Annotated in this window: 1 pseudogene; it reads left to right on the forward strand. The window is 48.5% G+C overall.

Going from position 1 to position 1,289, the window contains the following annotated elements:
- A pseudogene (locus tag J5224_RS28310) lies at nt 1-1,289 on the forward strand (FepA family TonB-dependent siderophore receptor); the annotation flags it as partial.

The raw sequence follows: 1,289 nt of genomic DNA on the forward strand, positions 1-1,289 counted from the left end.
ATAAGCACGCTGTCTTACCTGCAATATGAAAGAACCCAGAACACGCGTATTGATGAGCCTACCTCGGGTGGTCCTGCGGGACGTCCGTTGCCGAATAAGCCATACAGCACCATCAAGTTAGATGCATACACTGCCCATAGCGAAATGAATATTCCGTTTGAGGCGCTGTTTAATCAAACGGCGACAGTGGGCTTGGAATGGGTTGAACAGAAGATGCAGGACCCTTCCTCCAATAACCAAGCGACAGATGAAGGCGGAAGCATCGGTACTATTGCGGATACTAACCGCAGCCATGATCTCTGCCCGTATTGCTTCCGTATTTCTCGTAGACAATATCGAAGTCACCGACAGCACCATGCTGACACCAGCACTACGTCTCGATCATCATAGCATTGTGGGTACCAACTGGAGCCCGTCGCTGAATCTGTCACAGCAATTGGGCGAGGACTTTACCCTGAAAATGGGTATCGCGCGTGCTTATAAAGCACCAAACCTCTATCAACTGAACCCGAATTACCTGCTGTATAGCCGTGGTAATGGTTGTAATGGTGCGGGCTCGTGCTACTTGATGGGGCGTGACGATCTCAGCGCAGAGACTAGCGTCAATAAAGAGATTGGCCTTGAATTTAAACGTAATGGCTATCAAGCGGGTGTGACGTATTTCCGTAACGATTATCGCAATAAGATTGAATCTGGTGTTACCAAGATTGGTAACGCTGTTGGCGGAAGCACGACAGGAAGCACCGCGAGGTATGCCAATGCCAACATTTTCCAATGGGAAAACGTACCTAAAGCGTTAGTGGAAGGGCTGGAAGGTTCTTTGACGGTACCTGTTACGGAAACCATCAGTTGGAATAACAACATCACCTGGATGCTGCGTTCTGAAAACAAAACGACGGGAGAATACCTGTCGATTACGCCAGAATTTACGCTGAACTCCTCTGTTAGTTGGCAGGCAACCGACGATCTTTCCTTCCTGGGTAAAATGACCTGGTATGGTCGTCAGAAACCGAAGAAATACAACTATCAGGGTACGCCAGTGGCATCAATTCCACTGACGGCTGCCTATGATACTAACGAGGTGAGTCCGTATGCGGTGTTTGGTTTAAGTTCAACCTATAAAGTGAACAAAAACCTGAGCATTACCGGAGGGGTGGATAACCTGCTCGATAAACGTCAGTTCCGTAAAGGCAATGCTCAATCATTGACCAGTACCGATGATAACACTGGAGTGACTTCAATCACTAGCTACGGTGCAGGCGCAGCCACCTTTAACGAACCGGGTCGTA

Source organism: Candidatus Symbiopectobacterium sp. NZEC135 (assembly GCF_025962695.1).